General features: G+C 63.1%; 19 protein-coding genes. 11 read left to right on the top strand and 8 right to left on the bottom strand.

The features are described from left to right. Nucleotides 1–16: 16 nt before the first annotated feature. From VXJ37_RS07415 to VXJ37_RS07405, 3 genes are read right to left on the bottom strand one after another with little or no spacing between them, the layout of a single operon-like run. The gene (locus VXJ37_RS07415; protein WP_331322404.1) at nucleotides 17–1129 is read right to left on the bottom strand and encodes an NAD(P)-dependent alcohol dehydrogenase; all 1113 of its coding nucleotides are present in this window, start codon (nucleotides 1127–1129) and stop codon (nucleotides 17–19) included. 46 nt (nucleotides 1130–1175) lie between these two features. Then, nucleotides 1176–2627, bottom strand: coding sequence for an aldehyde dehydrogenase (locus tag VXJ37_RS07410; protein ID WP_331322403.1), 1452 nt, complete (start codon nucleotides 2625–2627; stop codon nucleotides 1176–1178). 59 nt (nucleotides 2628–2686) lie between these two features. After that, complete coding sequence (locus VXJ37_RS07405) at nucleotides 2687–4033, bottom strand: MFS transporter (RefSeq protein WP_331322402.1); 1347 nt, start codon at nucleotides 4031–4033, stop codon at nucleotides 2687–2689. A gap of 249 nt (nucleotides 4034–4282) precedes the next feature. On the opposite strand from VXJ37_RS07405, the gene VXJ37_RS07400 reads away from it, so the two are divergent. The 8 genes from VXJ37_RS07400 to VXJ37_RS07365 all read left to right on the top strand — a co-directional run bounded on the left by VXJ37_RS07400 (nucleotide 4283) and on the right by VXJ37_RS07365 (nucleotide 13814). Continuing rightward, nucleotides 4283–5134 carry a PaaX family transcriptional regulator gene (locus VXJ37_RS07400; protein ID WP_331322401.1) on the top strand — a complete coding sequence of 284 codons (852 nt, stop codon included), beginning with the start codon at nucleotides 4283–4285 and terminating at the stop codon, nucleotides 5132–5134. An 88-nt stretch (nucleotides 5135–5222) separates the two neighbouring features. Then, the gene (locus VXJ37_RS07395) at nucleotides 5223–6797 is read left to right on the top strand and encodes an FAD-dependent monooxygenase (RefSeq protein ID WP_331322400.1); all 1575 of its coding nucleotides are present in this window, start codon (nucleotides 5223–5225) and stop codon (nucleotides 6795–6797) included. Next, nucleotides 6790–8826, top strand: a complete 2037-nt coding sequence (locus tag VXJ37_RS07390) for an acetate--CoA ligase family protein (protein ID WP_331322399.1) — start codon at nucleotides 6790–6792, stop codon at nucleotides 8824–8826. Before VXJ37_RS07395 ends, VXJ37_RS07390 begins: the two co-directional genes overlap by 8 nt. Further along, nucleotides 8823–10496: a (2,3-dihydroxybenzoyl)adenylate synthase gene (locus VXJ37_RS07385; protein ID WP_331322398.1), complete on the top strand. Its 1674-nt coding sequence runs from the start codon at nucleotides 8823–8825 to the stop codon at nucleotides 10494–10496. Before VXJ37_RS07390 ends, VXJ37_RS07385 begins: the two co-directional genes overlap by 4 nt. Nucleotides 10497–10505: 9 nt before the next feature. Beyond that, complete coding sequence (locus tag VXJ37_RS07380; protein ID WP_331322397.1) at nucleotides 10506–11627, top strand: cupin domain-containing protein; 1122 nt, start codon at nucleotides 10506–10508, stop codon at nucleotides 11625–11627. Continuing rightward, nucleotides 11627–12469, top strand: coding sequence for a fumarylacetoacetate hydrolase family protein (locus tag VXJ37_RS07375; RefSeq protein WP_331322396.1), 843 nt, complete (start codon nucleotides 11627–11629; stop codon nucleotides 12467–12469). Before VXJ37_RS07380 ends, VXJ37_RS07375 begins: the two co-directional genes overlap by 1 nt. Then, nucleotides 12469–13218, top strand: coding sequence for a maleylpyruvate isomerase family mycothiol-dependent enzyme (locus VXJ37_RS07370; RefSeq protein ID WP_331322395.1), 750 nt, complete (start codon nucleotides 12469–12471; stop codon nucleotides 13216–13218). The genes VXJ37_RS07375 and VXJ37_RS07370 overlap by 1 nt, the downstream gene beginning before the upstream one ends. A gap of 26 nt (nucleotides 13219–13244) precedes the next feature. Continuing rightward, entirely contained in the window at nucleotides 13245–13814 is a 570-nt protein-coding gene (locus tag VXJ37_RS07365) for an adenylate kinase (RefSeq protein ID WP_331322394.1), read from the top strand. Between the two features lie 76 nt (nucleotides 13815–13890). Here the strand turns inward: VXJ37_RS07365 and VXJ37_RS07360 are convergent, their stop codons facing one another. Both VXJ37_RS07360 and VXJ37_RS07355 read right to left on the bottom strand, forming a co-directional pair. Beyond that, nucleotides 13891–14343 carry a DoxX family protein gene (locus VXJ37_RS07360; protein WP_331322393.1) on the bottom strand — a complete coding sequence of 151 codons (453 nt, stop codon included), beginning with the start codon at nucleotides 14341–14343 and terminating at the stop codon, nucleotides 13891–13893. 152 nt (nucleotides 14344–14495) lie between these two features. Further along, entirely contained in the window at nucleotides 14496–14993 is a 498-nt protein-coding gene (locus tag VXJ37_RS07355; RefSeq protein WP_331322392.1) for a MarR family winged helix-turn-helix transcriptional regulator, read from the bottom strand. A 102-nt stretch (nucleotides 14994–15095) separates the two neighbouring features. Here VXJ37_RS07355 and VXJ37_RS07350 point away from each other — a divergent pair, with 102 nt between their 5' ends. The 3 genes from VXJ37_RS07350 (at nucleotide 15096) to VXJ37_RS07340 (ending at nucleotide 17468) form a co-directional block, all read left to right on the top strand. Beyond that, the gene (locus VXJ37_RS07350) at nucleotides 15096–15671 is read left to right on the top strand and encodes an NADPH-dependent F420 reductase (protein WP_331322391.1); all 576 of its coding nucleotides are present in this window, start codon (nucleotides 15096–15098) and stop codon (nucleotides 15669–15671) included. A gap of 112 nt (nucleotides 15672–15783) precedes the next feature. After that, the gene (locus VXJ37_RS07345) at nucleotides 15784–16308 is read left to right on the top strand and encodes a VOC family protein (protein WP_331322390.1); all 525 of its coding nucleotides are present in this window, start codon (nucleotides 15784–15786) and stop codon (nucleotides 16306–16308) included. After that, entirely contained in the window at nucleotides 16305–17468 is a 1164-nt protein-coding gene (locus tag VXJ37_RS07340) for a luciferase domain-containing protein (protein ID WP_331322389.1), read from the top strand. Before VXJ37_RS07345 ends, VXJ37_RS07340 begins: the two co-directional genes overlap by 4 nt. A gap of 45 nt (nucleotides 17469–17513) precedes the next feature. On the opposite strand, the gene VXJ37_RS07335 is transcribed toward VXJ37_RS07340, so the two are convergent. From VXJ37_RS07335 to VXJ37_RS07325, 3 genes are read right to left on the bottom strand one after another with little or no spacing between them, the layout of a single operon-like run. After that, nucleotides 17514–18680, bottom strand: coding sequence for a serine hydrolase domain-containing protein (locus VXJ37_RS07335; RefSeq protein WP_331322388.1), 1167 nt, complete (start codon nucleotides 18678–18680; stop codon nucleotides 17514–17516). A 24-nt stretch (nucleotides 18681–18704) separates the two neighbouring features. Then, a complete protein-coding gene (locus VXJ37_RS07330; RefSeq protein WP_331322387.1) occupies nucleotides 18705–19691 on the bottom strand; it encodes an alpha/beta hydrolase in 987 nt (328 codons plus the stop codon). A 29-nt stretch (nucleotides 19692–19720) separates the two neighbouring features. After that, entirely contained in the window at nucleotides 19721–22201 is a 2481-nt protein-coding gene (locus tag VXJ37_RS07325; RefSeq protein WP_331322386.1) for a beta-glucosidase family protein, read from the bottom strand. Between the last annotated feature and the right edge of the window lie 7 nt (nucleotides 22202–22208).

The following is a 22208-nucleotide window of genomic DNA, read 5'->3' as shown; positions in this document are numbered from 1 at the left end:
GCAGTAGGACTGCCCATCATTGCTGGAACACAATGACGGGCTTGATGACCGTTCCCTTGGCCGAATCCTCGAAGCCCTGGTTAATCTCCTCAAGGGCGTAGTTGCTCATGAGCTTGTCCATTGGGAAGCGGCCTTCCTTCCATAGAGCGATGAGCTTGGGAATGAACACCTGCGGCACCGAACTGCCTTGAATGATGGTTTTGAACGTCCAGCCCTTGACGAGTGAAAGTCCGATCTCGAAAGTAACCTCTGTTCCCGGTTTTGCTGCGCCCACCAGCGCAAGGGTGCCGCGCAAGGCCAAGGCGTCCGCTGCCTTGCGGAGCAGCTCCGGCCGGGCCGTGGTGTCGATAACGTAATCAGCACCGCGGCCGTCCGTCAGGCGAAGGATCTCGTCCGTAAGGTCAAGTTCCTTGGTGTTGATCGCGTCCGTCGCACCGAGCTCCTTTGCTAGATCAAGCCGGGAAGTGTGGATGTCCACGGCGATGATACGCGCGCACCCCGCTACCCTGCCGGCCATAATGGCACCAGACCCGACAGCCCCGGTTCCAATGACCACAAGCGTGCTGTTCAGTGCAGGCTTCAACTCGTTGAGCACCGCACCGGCACCGGTTTGGATACCGCAACCGAGTGGTGCCACGATCTCCAGCGGGACGTCCGCGCCAATCCGGACGACGCTTTCCTCGACGACATTCGCGTACGTTGCGAAGGACGACTGGCCGAAGAAATGGGAGGAAATGACCTCCCCGTCCTTGCTCAACGCAGTAGTTCCGTCCGCCCGCCGGCCGCCGAAGTCAGCGGCGAAGAGATTTTCGCAGTACGCCATTTGACCGGAACGGCAGCGGTCGCATTTTCCGCAATACGCAGCAGCGAGCAGCACATGGTCTCCCGGCTGAACCGTCGTGACTGAAGCCCCTACTTTTTCGACAATTCCGGCTCCTTCATGCCCAAGAACTGCCGGCAATGGGGTCGGATACACCTGGTCGCGGACAATGGCGTCCGTATGGCACACACCGGTGGCCACCATCTTTACGAGCACTTCACCTGGCCGGAGTTCATCAAGCTCAAGTTCTTCAATCGTGAGCGGCTGCCTGGGCTCGCGTGCCACTGCTGCGGTTACCTGCATGGTCATGACTTCCTTGGATATTGTTCTGATTCGTTGCCAGGGTGATTTGGGCCTAGAAGGGGTACTGCTGATCAGACTGCTCTACGGTGATCCACTTGAGTTCTGTGAATTCGTTGATGACCGCCCGGCCGTCGAACCGGCCGTAGCCGCTGTTTTTCATGCCGCCGTAGGGGGCCTGCGCCTCATTTTGGACGGTGGCCCCGTTGACGTGGACGTGGCCGGCCTGGATCCGCATGGCCACCTGCAGAGCCCGGGTGCTGTCGGCTCCAAAGACTGCGGCTGCCAGGCCGTACTCGGTATCGTTGGCCACCTGGACCGCCTCTTCCACGCCGGATACGCGGACTACGGTGGTTATCGGACCGAATGTTTCCTGATCGTAGATCGACATCTCCGGCCGGACCCTGTCCACAATGGTGGCAGGCATGGAGGCACCGTTTGCACGGTCACCGACTACGAGTTCAGCGCCCTTGGCCAGCGCGTCCTCGATGAGCCCGTTGATTCGCGTACCGGACTCTTCCCGGATCATCGGACCCACAATGCAGGCTTCGTCCGTCAAGGGGTCCCCCGCACCCAACTCCGCTGCACGTGCTGCGAACTTTGCAACGAACTCGTCCGCAACCTTGTCATCGACCACGAAGCGTTCGGTGGACATGCAGATTTGGCCCTGGTAGAGGAAAGATCCAAAGACCGCTGCATTGACCGCGCCATCAATGTCAGCGTCGTCAAGGACTACGAAAGGTGCCTTGCCGCCCAGTTCAAGCAGAACCGGCTTGAGGTGGCGGGCTGCCTTTTCGGCGATGATGCGGCCGACTGATGTCGACCCGGTGAAGTTGATGCGGCGAACTGACGGGTGGGCGATTATGGCCTCAACCACCGCATCCGAGTCTTCTGCAGTGCTGGTGATGAAGTTGAGGACACCAGCGGGGACTCCGGCCTCATGCAGCACCTCGGCGATGATGGCGTGGGTACGTGGGCTCGTTTCCGACGCGCGGAAGACCACCGTGTTGCCGCAGACAATGGGGTAAGCGATGGCCCGAGCGGCGAGCACGCCTGCTCCGTTCCACGGCGCCATGCTAAGCACCACGCCGGCAGGCTGCCGTACGGTCATTGACAGGGTGCCGGGCTTGTCGGTTGGAAGTGTCTCGCCCTGGATCTGGGTAGCAAGGCCGGCCGCCTCCCGGAACAGTTGGGCCGTGAGGAAGACGTTGAAGCCGGCCCAGAGCTGGGCTGCACCAACTTCGGACATCATGGTTTCAATGAATTCCGGGCCGCGGCGTTCCATGATGTCGGCGGCCTTGAGCATCACTGCCCGCCGTTCGCTGGGGCCCGAGGTGGACCAGGTGGTGAATGCCTTGGCGGCCGATTCCACCGCGTCGAGTGCGTCGTTCACGTCGGCTGCTGCACTCTCCGTCACGAGCGCACCCGTGACAGGATGACGACGTTCGAACGTCCTGCCTTCGCGGCCGCTCCGGGGCTCGTTGTCAATGATGAGTTGCGTCTGCAAGGTGACTCCTTAATAGATGTAATTCGGCACGAGCGGCGGTGCCGCCTGAATGACGGTGGTTAGTGAGGAATAGTGTTGGATGCGGCAGCCGGAGCGGACGCGTCTTCATCCGAAGTTGCTGAACGGCGCGGCACGGCCAGGATGGCAACGACGCCGATGGCTGCGGCCACTGCCCAGATCGAGAAATTGATGAAGTTGCCCAGGGCGGCCGCCACCAGCACCCCACCACCGGAGATGGCCAGTACGGCGCCGATACGCCCGACGCCCAACGTGATCCCGAGGGCGGTGGCCCGGGTGGCACCCGAGAAATACGTGGCCACGAAGCCGTTGACGAGGATCTGTGCGCCGACTGAACCGAAGCCCACCACTGCGACCAGGAAGTACATGGCGAACAGGGGCATTATCCCTGTGCCCATAAGGACCAATGCGACCCCGGAGCAGGCAAAAGAAATCGCGGTGACGTTGCGGGGGCCGAACTTGTCTGCCATCCGGGAGGACACGAGAACGCCCACCACGGCACCGATGTTGACCGTGAGAAGGAAGGTCAAGGACGAAGCCAGTGAGTACTTGGCGATGACCATGAGCTGCGGAAGCCAGGTGTTCAAGCCGTATACGAGGGTCTGCCCGCAGATGCCGGCCAATGAGAAAAGGATCGTTGCGACGAGGAGCTTACCCGTCAAGAGGGTGCGGAACCTGCCCTTCTCAGGCGCGTCTCCCACAGCCCGGACTGGCGGCAGTGGCTCAAGGCCGTAGTCGGCAATGATTTGCTCGGCCTGCGCCCTGTCACCTTTGGCTGCAAGGAAGGTAGGCGACTCCGGGAGAAGCTTGAAGAGCAATGGCACCACCACGACCAAGGGGATACCACCCAGCGCGAGCATGCCCTGGAACCCCAGCGACGACAGGAAAGCAAGCGACAGCAGGGCCGCCAGGATGCCGCCCACGGCGTATCCCGAGAACATCAAGGCATTGTTGAAGTTGCGGCGATGGGACTGGGAGAACTCGACCGTCAAAGCAATTGCGGTGGGAATGACTCCTCCCAGGCCCAGGCCGGCCAGGAAGCGGAAAAGGCCGAACAGTTCCGGGGTCGGAGCCCAGGCGGTCAGCAGCATCAGCAGTGAGAAGGCCGCGATGGAAGCCATCATGACCTTGCGGCGGCCGACGATATCAGTGAGGTATCCGATCAGGATGGCGCCGATGAACATTCCGGCCAGAGCGTAACTGCCGATTGCTCCCGTCTCGACGGGGGTGAGTCCCCAGGGCTTGTAGGCCAGAAGCTTGGGAACGATGGCGCCGTAGACGACCAGGTCGTAGCCGTCGAAAACGATAGCCAGGAAGCAAAGGAAAATGACTACAGCCGCAGATTTGCGCGGGCGAACCGAGGATGGGGCTGGCGATTGAAAAGCCATGAGGACTCCAGGTGGGATACACGACATTGTGGTGGTTCCAGAGAATTTGGGGGTCAGGTGTGACCTGACCCACAAACAAATGTAACATTAAACCGTTGGGCGTCAAGATCAAGTTGCATAAATCTTGACACGCCCACCAACAGGAAAGGTCGGGATCCCGCGCGGCTGATGCGCCGCCACCCTTCCTATACTTGTTGCACACTGGCTCGAGCCGCCCGAAGAGGCCGGCGCATAGATATGGAGGGTTCCGTGCAGTGGAAACCCAGAGCACTGATCCTGGACCTTTTCGGGGACTACCTACGGTATGCAGGCAGTGAGGTAAAGCTTGCTGACATCACAGCGTTGCTGGCAGTTTTCGACATCGAGCCTGCGACCGTGCGGGTCAACCTTTCCCGCCTGCGGAAGGAAGGCTGGTTCACCACCCGGCGCGTAGGCAGGGAGACGGTCTATGCACTCACGCCGCATATGCTCGACATCCTCGATGAGGGGCGCGAGCGGATCTTCCGTCGCCGGGATGACAGCTGGAATGGTCGGTGGACGATGGCCATCTACCAGGTTCCCGAGTCAGAACGCTCAGTCCGGGAGCAACTGCGGAAGCAGCTCGCCTGGCATGGCTTCGGCCAGCTTTCACCTTCCACTTGGCTCAGCCCTCACGACCTGATGGCTGAGGTCCGGGAAATTGCCGACGAAAACCCCTCCGCGAAAGTCGATGCCCTCTGGTGCGGAACCGGAGATCCCGCCAAAGACCGCGAGCTTGCCGCGCGATGCTGGGACCTGGACCAGCTCGGAAGGGATTATGAGCAGTTCCTGACGACCTACGCGAGCCTTAACGACGAGGCCGTCAATACTGCAAAAGATGGCCGCACGGCCCTTATCGACCGGATGCGCATCATCGGAGACTTTCGCCGCTTCCTCTTCCGGGACCCATACCTGCCCGCCGAGCTCCAGCCCAAAAACTGGCCAAGCAGTGATGCGTACCGGCTCTTCGGAGCTGCCCACCGGCAATTGGGGACCGCCGCCACCGAATACGTTTCGCGCATACTCGGGCAGTCAATCGGCCCCGGCCAGGAAGTCGCGGAGATGGCAGCTGCTGACATGTAACAAATACTTGACGGTGCGCGCCGATTGGTTACATACTTGTTGCCGAGACTTCTCTCACCGAATTCCCAATCCTTAGAAGGTGGCATCGATGGCACTTCGCGTAGCCTGCATTGGCGGCGGTCCCGGCGGACTGTTCTTCTCAACCCTGTTCAAGCAGACCGTCCCGGACGCCGAGGTCGTACTTTTTGAACGCAACCAGGCCACGGACGCCTTCGGCTTTGGTGTGGTGTTTTCCGATGCCACGCTGAACCGCATTAACGATGCGGACCCTGTGGTCCGGGACGGACTCCGCGACTACGGCACCCACTGGGAGGACATTGAAGTCTGGCTCAAAGGTGAACAGAAATCCTTCGGCGGCAACGGCATGGCCGCCATCTACCGCAAGACGCTGCTTAAGCTGATGCAGGAACGCGCCGCCGAAGTTGGTGTCGACATGCGTTTTGGCCAGTACGTCCCCGACCTGCAGCAACTGGCGGACTTTGACCTCATCGTTGGTGCAGATGGCGCCAATTCGTCCACTCGCGAACAACTGGGCGAGAGCTTGGGCCACACCACCGAAACAGCAACCGCCAAGTTCATCTGGTTCGGTACCACGTACAAGTTCAAAGGACTTACCTTCGTTCATCGGCAGAGCGAATTTGGCAACTTCGCTGTGCATGGTTACCCGATCAGCGAGGACCTCAGCACTTTCATTGTTGAAACGGACGAAGACACGTGGCGCAAGGCGGGCCTGGACGAGTTCGATGCGAGCCAGCCTCCGGGCCCGTCGGACCTGAAGACGCAGCGATTCCTTGAAAAGCTGTTCGCCGAAGACATCGCCGGGGAGCCTCTCGTAGCCAACAACTCCCGGTGGGCCAACTTCCGGACCCGGCGGACGCGGACCTGGCACAAGGACAACGTCGTCCTTCTGGGGGATGCCGTCCACACGGCACACTTTTCCGTGGGCTCCGGCACGAAGATGGCAATGGAAGACGCCATCACCCTGGTCCGCGAAGTGGCCGCCCACCAGGATGACCTTGAGCAGGCCTTCACCAATTATGAGGCAGAACGCCAGCCTCAAGTTGCCAAGATCCAAAACCAGGCCCGCGGTGGCCTCAGCTGGTGGGAACACTTCGCCAGGTACTACAACTCCTTCGACCCCACCCAGTTCACCTTCCATTTCTTCTCCCGCAGCATCGACATCGACAAGATCCGCATGCGGGATCCGGAGCTCGTTGCCTCCGCGGAACAGGACTGGCTGGACAGGCACGGGCATGCGCCCCTTGAAACTCCGCTTCGCGCGGGAACGACGCAGTTTGGCGGCCGCTCGTTGACCCTCTCCACAGAGGGCACGGGTATGGCGCTGTCCGGACCGGGCGGAAGCATCGCACTGGTTACTGATCCGGATCAGGCCAACATCAACACTGCCCTGCTGATCACCGCGCCGGAAACGGAATCCGGGCTCAACGCCGCCTTCGCGAAGTTGCCTGCAGAAGCTGCGGCTGTTGTAATCCAGGGCGGCAACGCATTCACCCGGATCCTCCTGTCAGAGGAGGCACGCCTCGGACGCGGCCTGACCAGTATCATCGTTGATGATCGGGGGCCGGCATCCAACCTGACTTTGGTGCTCTCAGGCCGTGCTGACGCCGTAGCTACGGCAAACGTGGGGGCCACCGATGCATAACCTGTCTGCCCTCTTCGCTCCCCGGGGCATCATCGTAGTCGGTGCATCGTCAAGCCCCGAGAAGCTAGGCGCTGTCATGGCGCAATCCCTCTCAAGCTACAGCGCACCCGTTGAGCTGGTGAACAGCAGGGGCGAGAACGGCATGCACACCAGCATCGCCGAGGCTGCTGCGGCGATTCCCGGCGGCCCCGATCTCGCGGTGCTCTGCGTCCCGGCCGGCGTTACGGCCCAGGCATTGCGCGACAGCGCCGCGAATGGCGCCAAAGCTGCCTTGGTGTGCGCAGGCGGTTTTGCTGAAGCAGGCGGTCCTGGTGTCGAATACTCGGTTCAGGTGGAGGACGCCGTTCGTGACACCGGCATCCGGCTGCTCGGCCCGAACACCTCGGGCTTCTTCGTGCCTGGGCGCAACCTGCGGGCCAGCTTCGTTCCAGGTGTTGCTGACCTGGAACCGGGCGCAGTGGCAGTTGTGGCCGCCAGCGGCGGCGTCAATCACGTCCTCGCGTTCCACCTGCAGCGTTCCGGTGCAGGCGTCAGCCTCGCCGTCGGTATCGGGGCGGGAACGGACATCACCGCACCCGACGTACTGGACTACCTCATCAGCGATGAGCAGACGAAGGCAGTTGCCCTTCACTTGGAAACCGTCTCCGATGGGCCTGCCCTCGTAGACGCCGTTTCCCGCCTAACCGCAGTGAAGCCCGTCGTTGCGCTTGTTGTGGGCCGGAACGATGTGTCTGAATTCGCACAGTCGCATACCGGCGCTTTGGCCACATCGTGGCGGACTACACGTTCAGTTCTCAAACAGGCCGGAGCAGTAATTGTCGACGACGAGAACCAGCTGGTCGCCGCCGTCACCGCCCTGGCTGGCCGGCGGCTTGCTCCGGCTGCCGATCCAGGAGTTGGACTCATCACGGGGCAAGCGGGTCCAGGTCTGCTGATTGCAGATGCCCTTCACGGCGCCGGCGTGTCCGTGCCACGGCTTGCCCAGCCGACTCAGGACCTCATCGGCACGCTCTTACCGCCCCTGACCTTCCAGGCCAACCCTGTCGATACGGGACGGCCCGGACCTGGCTACGAGAAGATTGTTGCTGCGGTCGCTGCTGACCCCGCAGTCGACGTCGTAGCCCTGTACGGGCTGACCGAACCGGTGGCCGATCTCCCCCTTTCCGTCGTGGAGTCCGGCGCTGCAGGTTCAATGCCGTTTGTAATTGGCGTGGACGGACCGGAAAGCGATCTGGAACGCGCGCGGAAATCAGCCCAGCAGCATGATCTGCCTTTGATCTCCGGACCAACGTCGCTGGCCCACGGCCTCATCGCCTTGGTTAACGATTCACGGGGACAGTTCATCCGGTCTGGAGCCGAAACCAGAAGCTTCACCTGGCCGGATATCCACGGTCCATGGGATGAGAATCGCGCAAAGGACCTGGTCGGCGCGCTTGGCATCAGGACGCCGGCACGGCGGAGCTGCGCCAGCCGCGCCGCAGCGCACGAAGCCTTGTTGGAGCTCGGCAGTCCGGTAGCGGTCAAGCTGCTCGACGCCGCGGTCCTGCACAAAACCGAGATTGGCGGCGTGCATCTGGGAGTGAAATCCAGTGAAGACATGGACCGGGCTTTGGATGCCTTGGAGGCCGCCGATGCACACGAATTCCTGATTGAATCCATGGCCCCATCCGGGATTGATTTAGTCGCAGGCGTCCGTCGGGATCCTGTCTTCGGTCCGATTGTCGTTCTTGGCCTGGGTGGCACTGCGGCCGAAGTCTACGCCGACGTTGCCATCCGTTCCGCTCCCCTGTCAGATCGTGCAGCGGAAGCCATGCCCAACGAATTGCTGGCTCGTGAGCTCCTCTACGGCTTCCGGTCCGGGCCCATGCTGAATATAGCCGAACTCTCTGGCGTGTTGGTCAAGATGGGGGATGCACTTGTATCCAACGACGCAATCGCCGAGATCGAAATCAATCCCCTGCGCCTGACACACGAAGGACTCGTGGCGCTGGATGCCGTAGTGATCAATGTCGAGGAGGACATGAAATGACAAGCCACACCAGTGAGGGAACCACCCCCTGGCCGGCAGACCTTGCGGCCGAATTCCGCGCCAGGGGCTACTGGGAGGACCGCGCCCTGGGAAGCTACATTCTCGAAACGGCCGACCGCTTGCCTGACAAGGTCGCGATTGTCGATGGCGACGTTCGGCTCACCTACGCCGACCTGGCCAACCGGATGGATGCCGGCGCGGAGCGGCTTCTGCAGCTCGGCCTTCGGCCGGATGACCGTGTGATGGTCCAGTTGCCCAACGGCTGGCAATTCGCGTTGCTGACCCTGGCGTGTTTCCGTGCCGGCATCATCCCGGTAATGGCACTGCCGGCACACAGGCAGTACGAGCTCTCCTTCCTGTCGGAGCTTTCCGAATCGCGGGCCATCGCCGTCCCGGACAAGATCAAGGACTTTGACCACCAGGCGTTGGCAGAGGATCTGGTGGCTGCAATTCCATCGCTGGAGACGATCCTCGTTTCTGGTGCTGCCAATCCCATGAATGTCCGGCTCGAGGAAATCCTGGCACCGGGCAAAGATCCACAGGCTGCCCGCGCAAGACTTGATAAAAACGCACCCTCGCCTGATTCTCCTGCGTTATTCCTGCTTTCAGGTGGCACAACCGGCCTGCCAAAACTGATCACCAGGACCCACAACGACTATGCCTACAACATCAAGGCGACGTCCCTGCCGACGGGCGTCACTGAAGACACCGTCTACCTGGGGACCCTGCCAGCGAGCCATAACTTCCCGCTTGCCTGCCCCGGCATACTTGGGATCCTTTTCGCCGGCGGCCGCGTTGTTATGCTTCCCAGCCCGGAACCGCGGAAGGCTTTCGCCGCGATCGAACGGGAGAAGGTTACGCTTTCAACGGCTGTTCCGGCGGTGGCCCAACGCTGGATCGAGTACCAGGAGGAAACAGGCGGCACCCAGCTGGCCAGCCTTGAAGTGATTCAGGTCGGCGGTTCCAGGCTCCCGGATGAGATTGCCCGAAAGGTCAAGCCAGTCCTCGGCGCAACGCTGCAGCAGGTTTTCGGGATGGCTGAAGGGCTGATCAACACAACACGATTGGATGATCCGGAAGACGTTATCTGCACTACGCAGGGCCACCCCGTGTCCGAAGCCGACGAAATCCGAATCGTGGACGAATTTGGCAATGACCTTCCCGACGGTGTGGCAGGGTCCATCTTGACCCGCGGTCCTTACACGCCAAGGGGCTATTACAAGGCTCCTGAAGCAAATGCCCGTGCCTTCACCCCGGACGGTTGGTATGCGAGTGGGGACATCGTGGAGCGCCGGCCCGACGGAAACCTCATTGTCCAGGGCCGTGACAAGGACATGATCAACCGTGGCGGGGAAAAGATCTCGGCTGAGGAAATCGAAAGCCTCGTCTATCGAATCGAGGACATCACCATGGCGGCGGCGGTCGCGATGCCCGATCCGGTGCTGGGCGAAAAGCTCTGTCTCTACATCACGGTGAAACCGGGCACCGAGGTAACGCTTGAACAGATCCAGCAGATGCTCCGCGAAACTGGCATCGCTGCGTTTAAGATCCCCGAACGCCTGGTGGTCGTAGACGAACTGCCGGCCACAAAGGTCGGCAAGATCAATAAGAAGGAACTCCGCGCGGATATAGCAGAACGGCTTGCCACCGCCAGCGCCAACTCAAAGTAGAGGATTGCCATGACTGAAAACATCACCCATGAATCAGTTGCTGCCAGCCACGCATTGCCGGAGCCAACTCCGGAGGAGGCTGCCCAGCTTGAGCAGCTGTACCGGGATTTCGGTAAAGAGAACCTGATTCCGTTGTGGACGGAGATCGGGGACCTGATGCCGATGGTCCCGTCGCCCAAGGCGGTCCCGCATGTGTGGCGGTGGGATGACCTGTACCCGTTGGCTGCCCGCGCCGGGGACCTGGTGCCCGTGGGCCGTGGTGGGGAACGCCGGGCGATCGCCCTGGCCAACCCGGGCCTGGCCGGCACCCCGTACGCCACCCCGACGCTGTGGGCAGCGATCCAGTACCTGGGCGGCCGCGAAACAGCCCCGGAGCACCGCCACTCGCAGAACGCCTTCCGCTTCGTCGTCGAGGGCGAGGGAGTGTGGACCGTGGTGAACGGTGACCCGGTCCGGATGTCCCGCGGTGACTTCCTGCTGACGCCGGGCTGGAATTTCCACGGCCACCACAACGACACCGACGAGCCCATGGCCTGGATCGACGGCCTCGACATCCCGTTCGTGCACTACGCCGACGCCGGGTTCTTCGAGTTCGGCACCGAACGCGTCACCGACGAGGCCACCCCGGACATCTCCCGCTCCGAACGGCTGTGGGCCCACCCCGGACTGCGCCCCCTCTCCGGCCTGGAGAACACCACGAACTCCCCCATCGCGGCGTACCGGTGGAAGTACACCGACGCCGCGCTGCGCGAACAGCTGCTCCTGGAGGACGAGGGCCACCCGGCCACCGTGTCCCAGGGCCACGCCGCGATCCGGTACACCAACCCCACCACCGGCGGGGACGTCATGCCGACCATCCGCGCCGAGTTCCACCGGCTCCGTGCCGGCGCCACCACCGAAGCCGTCCGCGAGGTGGGCTCCAGCGTGTGGCAGGTCTTCGAAGGCACCGGCACCGTGACCCTGAACGGCGAAACCCGGGTCCTGGCCAAGGGCGACCTCTTCGTGGTCCCGTCCTGGGCCGCGTGGTCCCTGCAGGCCGAGACTGAGTTTGATTTGTTCCGGTTCAGCGACGCCCCCATCTTTGAGCGCCTGAACTTCAACCGCACCTACATCGAAGGACGCACCAAGTAATGAAACTCCTCACCCTCCGCACCGCTGACGGCACAGGCAACGGCAAGAGCACGACGGCGGTCCGCCAGGACGGCGACACCCTCACCGAAATCCCGGGCTTCTCCGACGTCGGGGCCCTCCTGCAGGACTCCGCCTGGGAAACCATCGCGAAGGCGGCCAACGGCGCAACGCACCCCTTGGCCGGCGCCGACCTTGCCGCCGTCGTGCCCTCTCCCGGCAAGATCATCTGCGTGGGCCACAACTACCGCAACCACATCAAGGAGATGGGCCGCGAGGTCCCGGAGTACCCCACCCTGTTCGCCAAGTACGCCGAATCCCTGATCGGGCCCAACGATGACCTGGCCCTGCCGCAGGAATCGGACACCGTGGACTGGGAAGCCGAACTCGCCGTCGTCATCGGCAAGGCCGGCCGCCGCATCCCCGAAGCGCAGGCCGCGGACCACATCGCCGGGTACGCCGTGCTGAACGACATCAGCATGCGCGACTACCAGTTCCGCACCATCCAGTGGCTGCAGGGCAAGACCTGGGAGAAGTCCACCCCGTTCGGCCCGGCCCTGGTCACCAAGGACGAATTCACCCCCGGCCCGCTGATGACCTCGGCCGTGGACGGCGAAGTCCAGCAACGCACCCCCACCTCGGACCTGGTGTTTACCCCGGAATACCTGGTCTCCTACATCTCCACCATCATCACCCTGAACCCGGGCGATGTGATCGCCACCGGCACCCCCGGCGGCGTGGGCCACGCCCAGGACCCCAAGCGCTACCTGCAGGAGGGCCAGGTCCTGGTCACCACCATCGAAGGACTCGGCCAGCTGACCAACCGCGTGGTCAAGGAAGCCTGATGGTCGCCCGCCACGACCAAACCACAGACCCGCGCCTGCAGGAAGACCTCCTGCAGGCGCGGCGTGGCACCGCGTTCTTCGCCCGCAAGCTCAACGAGCTTTCCGATGCAGAGCTCGACGGCGGCACCCGCCTTCCGGGGTGGACGCGCCGGCACGTCGTAGCGCACGTGGGCTACAACGCCCGGGCCATCGCGCGGCTGGTGGAATGGGCGGCCACCGGCGTGGAAACACCCATGTACCCCTCCCCCGAGGCCCGCAACCATGAAATCGACTTCGGCGCCACCCTCTCCCCGATCGCGCTGCGGCACCTCTTCGACCACTCCGCAGTGCACCTGAACGTCGAATGGCGCGACTTGCCCTCCGACGCCTGGCACCACAAGGTCAAGACCGCCCAGGGCCGAACCGTCCCCGCCGAAGAAACCGTCTGGATGCGCACCCGCGAAGTCTGGATGCACGCCGTGGACCTGGACAACGGAGCCAGCTTCAGCGACATCCCCGCACCGGTCCTGGAACGCCTGATCAAGGACATCACCGGCGCCTGGCACACGCGCGGCACCGACACCGGACTCCTCGTCACGGTGGACGGTACGGACCTGGCGTTTGGCGATGCGGGCACCGCTGACCCAACGATCATCACCGGGCCGCTGCCCGCCGTCGTCGAATGGGCCGCCGGCCGCGGCAACAGCGGCGTCACCGCCACCGGCCCGGGCACCACCGAAGGCACCCCCGCAGCACCGAAATGGATCTAGAGCGAGGGGCTTTTGCGATGACGAGAATGCTGATTATTGGACCTCCCGGTTCAGGAAAAGGAACGCAGGCGGAGCGGATTTCAGAGCGCCTCGGCGTTGTGGCCATCTCCACCGGCGACATCTTCCGTGCCAACGTGAAGAGTGGCACCCCGCTGGGCGTCAAGGCAAAGAAGTACATGGACAACGGCGACTTCGTCCCGGACAGCGTAACCAACATGATGGTCCGCGGCCGCCTGGGCGAACCCGACGTCGAAAATGGCTTCCTGCTGGACGGCTACCCGCGCACCACCGCGCAGGTGGACTACCTGGACGCGATCCTCGCTGACGCTGACGAGAAGCTCGACGTAGTCCTGCAGCTCACCGCCGACGACAAAGAGCTGGTGCACCGCCTCCTGGGCCGGGCCAAGGAAACCGGCCGGAGCGACGACAACGAAACCGTCATCCGCCACCGCCTGGACCTATACCACGAACAGACCGAACCCGTGGTGACAAAGTACGCCCAGCGCGGCATCCTCGCCCAAGTCGACGGCGTCGGCGGCATCGATGAGGTCACGGATCGCGTCATGCCGGCCATCAAGGCAGTACAGGCCATCTAGCCTTTAAGCGAAATGGCGCCGGCATCCGCTTATGCGGGTGCCGGCGCCATTCGTCGTTTATGAGTTTGGCTGCCGCTTAGGCCAGGGCTGCCAGGGTACGGTTACCGTTACGGCCAAAGAGCAAAGCGTCGACGGAGAAACGGCCTGCCCCGACGATGGCGAGGGCTGCGGCGCCGGCCGCCAGGACGAGTACGAGTTCGTAACCACCTTTGTCAGCGAAGATTCCGGCCGGGGCGTGCACCAGGAAGAGGGCGCCAAGCATGTCCAGTGCCAGGAGGATGGCCACGGGACGAACCAGCACGCCGACAATGATGGCGGCGCCCCCAAGGAGTTCCAGGAAGCCGATCGCCGGAGCAACCAGCTGCGCGGCCGGTACCCCCATCTGTGCGAACGCTGCCTGGGTGCCGGGGATGGTGTAGTCGAAGATCTTCTGCCAGCCATGGGCGAAGAAGATAACGCCCACAACGAGGCGCAGGACTGTGCGGGCGATGGTGGACTGGGCGGCAGCGGGCTGAATCGGAGAAGTCATGGTGCGGTCCTCTTTTCTCGCCTTCTGAAGCCTGCAGTAGCGGTCTTCAAAAGGAATAAGTTGATGTTTCAAGTAAAAGCCTATGGCACATTACTTGTCGCGTCAACTATTTTCACGGGGCCCACTTTGGCACCGCCCCTCCTATAGCCAACTCACTCAGGTCCGTCATGCCGGCGGTACAGAGGGGCCATCGCCGCGTCAGGGTCGAGCTTCCCCAATAGGGCATCGGCAATCCCCCGCAACTGACCGAGCTGCTCCGGCGTGAGTGCGTCGATGACGTTCCGCCGGACGTTTTCCACATGCCCGGGCGCGGTCTCGGCAATTTTGCGCTGCCCCCCGTCGGTGAGGCGGGCGTTGGTTGCACGCCGATCCTCGGGGCACGGAAAGCGCTCCACCAGGCCGCGTGCTTCAAGACGCTTTACGACGTGGGACAGGCGCGCCAGCGCGGCGCTCGTCTGCGCTGCCAGATCTGTCATCCTCAGCGTCCGCCGCGGAGCTTCCGAAAGCATGGCGAGCACGTAGTACTCGAAGTTCGTCAGATCCGCGTCGCGGCGGAGCTGGGAGTCAAGCGCATTCGGCAGCAGTTCAACCACCGTATACAGCCGTACCCAGGCGGCCAATTCATCCCTTGTAAGCCATCGTGTCTCCATGCCTTCATTCTTCCCCAAATTGGTTGTTGCAACAACTAACTTCGGGCGCTACTATTTAGTTGAAGCCTCAACCAATGGGGCCTGCACACAAAGGAGACCGTTATGACTGCAGTAAGCATCCTCGGACAGGGCAACATGGGCTCGGCTATCGCCGGCATCGCAGAGAAGGGCGGCAATACCGTCCAGGTCCTCGGCAGCGGGGACACTGACAAGACCATTACCGGAGAGATTGTCGTTCTGGCTGTTCCCTACCCGGCCGTGCAGGAGATCCTGGCCCAGCGTGCCGAGCAGCTCGCCGGCAAGATCATTGTTGACATCACGAATCCGCTGAACTTCGAAACCTTCGACTCCCTGACCGTGCCGGCCGATTCCTCAGCCACCGCCCAGATCCAGGCCGCGCTTCCCAACTCCAGCGTAGTGAAGGCGTTCAACACCACCTTCGCGGCCACACTGGCCTCGGGCGAAATCGCCGGGCAGCCCACTACAGTGCTGATCGCCGGGGACGACGCGGACGCGAAGACCCGGCTCGCCGGGCTCATCTCCGCCGCCGGGCTGCGCGCCATCGACGCCGGATCGCTGCGCCGGGCACGTGAGCTGGAGGCAACGGGCTTCCTGCAGATCGCCCTTGCCGCCGGTGAAAAGATCGCCTGGACCGGCGGCTTCGCCGTCAAGGCTTAAACAGGCAGTCAACCCGACTCCGCACCACCGTGCTTTCCGGGAACCGGCCGGCTAAGAGGCCGGCTCCCGGACCACGGGCGCGGCTTCCGTACCGAGAAAGAACCACGTTCCGATGCCAGTCTCACCCGTCCGGCTGAACCATGCTGTACTCTTCGTCACCGACCTTGCCAGGGCCGAGCGCTTTTATACCCAGCTCTTCGGAATGGAAGTCGTCGCCCGCGAACCGCGCGCCAACGCGTCCTTCCTGAGGCTTCCGCGCTCCGGCAACCACCACGACCTCGGCCTCTTCGGGGTAGGCGACACCGCGCAGCCCAAGGTGCGTGGCGGCGTCGGGCTCTACCACCTTGCCTGGCAACTGGACACCATCGAAGAGCTGGCGGAAGCCCGAAGGACCTTGGAACATGCCGGCGCGTATACAGGTCAATCCAGCCACGGGGCCACGAAAAGCGTCTACGGGGCGGATCCGGACGGCAACGAGTTCGAACTTATGTGGATGCTTCCCCGCCAGCATTGGGGCGAGTACGCGAACACCGCGCCCGTTGAGCCGCTGGAGCTCGACGACGAACTGCGCACATGGTCCGGTGTACCCACCGCTGGCCGAATCACCGAAACTAATCCTGATGAGGACAACCAATGAATAACGCCTTCGACGAACCCACGGTTGTCTGGCACACCCCTGACACCACCGACCGTCCCCTGGTGGTGCTGCTGCATGGACGCGGCGCGGACGAGACCGGCATCATCGGTTTGGCCGGACACCTGCCAGCGGGCCCGTCGTACGCCGCTGTCCGCGCACCGATTCCGGCCGGAGGCGGCTACGCCTGGTTTGCCAACCGTGGAATTGGCCGTCCGGTAGCGGAGTCCCTCAATCAGACGATGGCTTGGTTCCGCAAGTGGCTCGATAATGTCGCACCTCCGGGTCGCCAGGTAATACTCGTCGGCTTCAGCGGCGGCGCAGCATTTGCCGGAGGTCTGCTCCTGTCCGATCCACAGCGTTTCGCAGGCGCTGCCATCCTCTACGGAACATTACCGTTCGACGCCGGCGTCCCCACTTCACCTGCCCGCCTGGCCGGGGTGCCGGTCTTCGTTGCCCAAGGCGAAGCGGACACTGTCATCCCCCGCGAGCTCCTCGACCGAACGTGGACCTACCTGCTCGGTGGTTCCGGCGCACCCAGCTACGCCCGCCGCGATCCCGGCGGCCACGGCCTCACCAATGCCACCGTTGCGGAGCTTGGCGGCTGGATCGCGGAGCGTTTGCACTTCCTCGCCTCCCGCGGCACTCTGCCGTCCGACGATGGCACCTGGAGCGCCTTTCCCGACGGCGCGCTCCCGGTTCGTTCCGGCGCCCGCCCCGATGTTTCCTGGTCGATACCGCAGGAGCAGCGCTCCGACAATAGCCCGCGCCACGTCCGGGAGCGGCTCCTGGACCGTGTCCTCGCCTTGCCCGGGGTAACTGCACGCCAGTCAGCCATCTCTGTGCCCGGTGCATCAGGGTTCATGGTCGAACGCGACGCACGGGCGCCGCTCGACGCATTCCTCGTTCCACAGGCCGGAGAGTTTGCGCACCTCCACCCCGAGTACGATGGATCACTGCATACGGCCCTGCCTCCGGCTCTTGCCCGCGATGCCATAGCCAAAGGTTGGGGCGTGGCTCATCCCCTGGCCGGGATCCGGCTTGCCCGGGGAATGGTCATGATCTATGGACCACGGAACGACGCTGAGCTTGATGTCGTCACCGGAATCCTGCAGGCAAGCCACGCCTACGCCACGCTCCCCGCAGGCAGCGGGAACGCCTGACATTCCGCGGAGCCATGGCCAGAGACGGCCATGGCTCCCTGGCGCCTAGCTCTGGCGGACAGCAGCCCTCACGGTTTGCGAGAGGTGGATCGCCCTCGCATCCGCGCCGCCCGGCAGTTGCATCTGGAGCGGGATATAGCCAAAGCTGATGCCGTACAGCGGGTCAGCGTAGCCGAGCGCCCCACCGGCACCATCATGGCCAAACGCCTGGTAGCTGCCAAAATCAGAGCCTGGGTGGGGCTTCATGAAAACGACACCGAACGACGCCGGGAAATTCAGGACCCTGTCCACTCCCCACACCTGCTGCTGCCCCATCGCCGCAACAGTATCGGAGTCTACGAGGGCATCCCCCGTCAGGCCAATGGCTGCTGCGTAAACCTGCGCCAGCCCCCTTGCCGATCCGATACCGCCAACTGCGGCAGGGCCAGCCGCCCGCACTTCGCGGCGATTGGGTGAGTAGGGACCCAGGTTTGGCGGTACAAGGCTGTTGACACCGTTGAACATCAGGGCGCCAAGACCATCCGGCGACATCTGGCTTGCGGACATGATTTCAAGCTGTTCGGTCGTAGGTTGCGCGGGACGTACTGCTTCGAACCGATCCTCTTCTGATTCCGGCAGGCCGAGCCAAAAGTCAATGTCCCGGGGTGCGCGGACGGTGTTCTCGTAGAGTTCCTGCAACGTCAGGCCCGTAATCCGCCGCACGAGTTCCTCGATGACGGATCCGATGGTCAGGCCGTGATAACCGAAGCTTGATCCCGGGCGCCAGTACGGCCGTTGCGCCGCGAGTTTGGGGGCCGCGCGGCGGGAGTCCAGTATGTCCGCGGTTTCCAGCCCCGCGTCAACGTTGATCAGTCCAGCCTGGTGCGACAAGAGCTCGCGGACAAGCACCCGTTCTTTTCCGTTGGCGCCAAATTCCGGCCAATAGTGAACCACCGTTTGGTCAAGGTCCAGCTGTCCTGAGCTGACCAGCGTCGCCAGGGCTATTGCGGCGACGCCTTTTGTCGCCGAGAACGTTCCCGTCAACGTGTCGCGGTCCAGGCCGTCTCCTCCGACCAGATCAACCACGAGGTGGTCCTTCCAGTACACGGCCAGCTGGGCGCTGTAGTTGGGGTCCTCGGCGAGATAGGCATCAAACTGGGCCCGTACGTCCTCGAACCCGGGAGCGACGGTGCCTGTGGACTGGCTTTTGGCAGGAGCCGTGACGGCTGACATATGGTTCGGACCTTTCCTTGGAAACTAGTGGGGGGCCGGCGACTGGGTGTCCGGTGCTGCCGTCCCGGCGGCACCGCGGAGCCAGGCGAGCATTTGCTCAACGGAGTGTTGGGCTGGTCCTGTGTGGGGATGGTCCAGGTGTCCGTGCATGCTGTCCGGTTCCATCTCCATGCGGACTGGCACTCCTGCGGCTTCCAGTTGGGCTGCGAAGAGTTCCCCTGAGGCGCGCAGGGTGTCAGATTCGGAATTGATGATGTAGACGGGGGGAAAACCCTTGACGTCGCCCTCCCCGGCGAACGCATGCGCGTCCTTGAAGGTGTCCTCACTGCCGGCGAAATTCAGGTTGATGTCCCGGATGAAGTCCGGCCCGAAGGCAAGGTCAGCGGGAACGCCGGCCATCTTCCCGCGAAGGTCCTCGTTGAGCGGGGGAAGCTCGGCGTGGACGAGGGGGTATGCGAGCAGCAAGGAAGCAGGCATCTGCCCGGATTCGTCCCTTAGCCGTCCCGTCAACGCGGCAGTCAGCGCGGCGCCGGCGCTTGCCCCGCCAAGGTGAAGGTCTCCCACAGTTCGCAACCCCAGAGATTCAAGATTCTCACTTGCCCAGCGCCAGCCGGCGAGTATGTCGTTTGACGGGGCCGGATACTTCACGCCGTGAAGGGCCTTGCGATAGTCAAGTGACAGCACCGAAATTCCGTGCGAGGCAAGGTAGAGGCTGACCCAGTGCGCCTCCGGCATGTCCAGGTCGCCGGCAATGAAGGCTCCACCGTGGACCCAGACGAGGCCAGCCAGGGCTTCGCCGGGAGAACGGTACAGGCGTCCGGGGACCCGGCTCTCGGGGGTCGGGACATCAATGTCGACTGCAGATACAGCGGCCAACTCCGGATAGATGGACACAAGTGACTGGTGGTCTGTGTCAGTTCTGGGGTCCGGGAAGGGCCCGTTCAGCTCCAGGCTGCGGATCAGCTGGCCGGCCATTGATGTACTCGGGATTTGCGTGCCTGTATCTGCCATGTCTTTGTCGTTCCTTTTCTTGAGGGGCCCTAGTCCTGGACAAGTTCCAGCGTTGCCTGCAGCGGGGGTTCGTTGACGGAGCTGCCGATGCGGAGGGTGTACATGCCCGGCTCGTAGGTCCAGCCGTTGTCCCAGTAAGCAAGGAGCCGGGTGGGTACGTCCACACTGGCTGTAACGGTTTCGCCGGCTTCTGCCCATACAGGAACGGAGGCGACAAGCCATCGGATAGGGCGGTCGACGGCGGAGTCTGGCCTTTCCGCGTATACCTGCACGACGTTCTTGCCGGCGCGGGCGCCGCTATTCGTAAGTGTGATGGTGACTGGAAGAGCTGTATCCGCCGTGGCTGTGGCCGGGGCATCCACGGAATCCAGGTTCCAGTGCGTGTAGCCAAGTCCGTACCCGAATTCGTATGCCGGCGTCCTTTCGGCCTTGAGCCAGGCACGGTAGCCGATGTGGATTCCTTCGTCGTAGGTGAGGGTCCCGTCGGCCTCGGGCGTGACATTGATGACGGGCACGTCCTCCTGGCGTGCGGGCCATGTGGTGGGCAGTCGGCCGCCGGGTTCGGCTTCCCCCGTCAGGATGTCGGCAAGTGCATGGCCGAACTCTTGACCCCCGAAGTAGCCGATCAAGGTCGCCGCTACTTCGTCGCGCCAAGGCATCAGGACAGGAGAACCGGAGTTCACGATAACGACAGTGCGGGGGTTGGCGGCCGCCACGGCGTGGACCAAACGGTCCTGCATGCCGGGGAGTTCGAGGGAGGAACGGTCGTATCCCTCGGACTCAACACGGGAATTGGTGCCCACCACGACGACGGCAACGTCTGCAGCGCGCGCAGCTTCCACTGCCGCGGTAATGAGGCCGTCGGGGTCCGCATTGTCGGCTTCGGTACCAATCGTGATTCCGAGCGTGTTCGATAGGGCCCCTGCCGTCTTGCTTGTGAGTTCTACCCGAATGTCGAGTGGGGTGCCCTCGGCCACGTCCACCGGGACCGAGGCTGCTGGCGGCGCGAGCAATGCGGCCCCAAGGTCCGTTCCAACAGCTTCAACCGTGGCTTCATGGACAAGTACGCCATTCACGAAAATACGGCCATGCCCCACGCTGGAGAAGCCGAGCCGGATGGTGCCGGACTCGCGCGGGGTGTAGATGGTGTGGAACTGAACCGTCGATGCTGTCGAGATGGGCGCGTCTCCTCCGAACCAGACCAGCGCCGTAGAGCGTCGGTCCTCGGCGAAGAGCTCGTGACCGTTGGCGTCCAAAAAGCTGACTCTGATGCCGGGGGCTCCGGTGACCGGATTGGTGATTTGTTCCAGGGGGAATTCCGCGATCCCTTCCTGCACTACGGCGCCAACGTTGTAGCTGACGTTGTCTGGACCGAAAGCAGCGCGGATCCCGTCGAGGGGCGTGACTATTCTTTCGGGAACCACCGTGGCGGAGCCACCGCCCTGTGTGCGGGCGTAGCGGGCGTTGTGTCCGATGACCGAGACCTTTCGGACCGCGGCTGGATCCAGCGGAAGCAGGCCGTCGTTTTTCACCATCACGGTACCGGCAATAGAGGCTTCCCGGGCGAACGCGACAAGGTTCTCCCGGTCCGCGGGTCCGGGCCGTACGGCCTCGAAGCCTTCCAGGGCACCCACCCGGGCGGCGAGCTGCAGGATCCGCAACACCTTCCGGTCGATCGCGGATTCCGGAATCCGGCCGGCTTCCACCGCCGCGACGAGGGCTTCACCCCAGGGTCCATCCGGCCCCGGCATAACAAGGTCTTGGGAAGCGGCGGCACTGTCGATGCTTCGGACTGCAGTCCAGTCGCTGATGACCACGCCGTCGAAACCCCATTCGCTGTTCAAGGGGGTTTCCAGAAGATCGTTTTCGGTCGCGGTGACGCCGTTAATGGAGTTATACGCACTCATCACCAGCCACGCTTTCGACTCAACGATGGCCTTTTCGAATGCGAGCAGATAAAGCTCCCGCAGTGGCCGGCCCCCCACCTTGACGTCGACGGTGAACCTGTCAGTTTCAGAATCGTTGGCCACGTAGTGCTTGGGGGTGGCGCCCACACCATTGCGCTGCACACCTGACACGTAAGCGGCCGCCAGCTCGGCTGTCAGCACCGGGTCTTCACTGAATGCTTCGAAGTGTCTTCCCCCCAGCGGGGAACGGTGCAGGTTGATCGTCGGCCCCAGGACCACGTCCACTCCCTTGCGACGGGCTTCAACAGCCGACGCCGCCCCAAGCCGGTCGGCGATGGCCGGATCCCACGAGGAGCTAATGGCGGCAGCTGATGGAAAGTTCATGGACGGCTCACGCTCGTCCCAGACTTCACCGCGGACGCCCGTCGGACCGTCTGAGAAGAGCATGCGCCGCAGCCCGATCTTTTCGAGTGGCCAGGTAGTCCAGAAATCACGTCCCGTCAGCAGTTGGATCTTTTCCGCAAGTGTCAGTTCAGCCATCAGGGACTTCAGTCGTGCGTCGGTGCTGTGGTCGGTTTTTGCTGCGTCGGTGAGGAGTTCCATGGTGGCT

The sequence above is a fragment of the Pseudarthrobacter phenanthrenivorans genome, from assembly GCF_036455295.1.
Taxonomy (GTDB): domain Bacteria; phylum Actinomycetota; class Actinomycetes; order Actinomycetales; family Micrococcaceae; genus Arthrobacter; species Arthrobacter phenanthrenivorans_C.
The sequence above is the reverse complement of the archived record's forward strand: the minus strand, read 5'-3'. Positions and strand labels throughout refer to the sequence as shown.